This is a genomic window from Caballeronia humi, assembly GCF_001544475.1.
Classification (GTDB): Bacteria; Pseudomonadota; Gammaproteobacteria; order Burkholderiales; family Burkholderiaceae; genus Caballeronia; species Caballeronia humi.
In genome coordinates this window covers 1-623 of record NZ_FCNW02000243.1, presented here as the reverse complement: position 1 = coordinate 623, position 623 = coordinate 1, and the positions used below count along the sequence as shown (strand labels likewise).

The following is a 623-nucleotide window of genomic DNA, read 5'->3' as shown; positions in this document are numbered from 1 at the left end:
GTGGTCGCCGATGGCAAAGCCACGGTGTCGCGTGAAGTCGATGGCGGTTCGGAAACGTTGTCGCTGAAACTGCCCGCCGTGATCACCACCGACTTGCGCCTGAACGAGCCGCGCTACGTGACGCTGCCGAACATCATGAAGGCCAAGAAGAAGCCTCTGGAAACGGTGAAACCTGCTGACCTCGGCGTCGATGTCACGCCGCGTTTGAAGACGCTGAAAGTGGCCGAGCCGCCCAAGCGCTCCGCCGGCGTGATGGTGCCGGACGTGAAGACGCTGGTCGAAAAGCTCAAGAACGAAGCCAAGGTTCTGTAAGGGAGACGCACGAAAATGACGATTCTGGTAATTGCAGAACACGACAACGCATCGATCAAGGCGGCAACGCTGAACACGGTTGCAGCGGCGACGAAAATTGGCGGCGATATTCACGTGCTGGTCGCGGGTTCGAACGCACAAGCCGCAGCGGACCAAGCCGCGAAAATCGCAGGCGTATCGAAAATCCTGCTCGCCGATGCCCCGCAACTCGCCGATGGACTGGCTGAGAATGTCGAAGGAACGGTGCTGAACATCGCGAAGGATTATTCGCACATTCTCGCGCCCGCTACCGCTTACGGTAAGAACATCGC

Annotated in this window: 2 protein-coding genes; both read left to right on the top strand. The window is 58.9% G+C overall.

The features are described from left to right. Nucleotides 1-312: electron transfer flavoprotein subunit beta/FixA family protein (locus AWB65_RS35250; protein WP_445344304.1), on the top strand; the 312-nt coding region annotated here is incomplete at its 5' end. A 15-nt stretch (nt 313-327) separates the two neighbouring features. Further along, nucleotides 328-623: adenine nucleotide alpha hydrolase family protein (locus AWB65_RS35245; RefSeq protein WP_510183499.1), on the top strand; the 296-nt coding region annotated here is incomplete at its 3' end.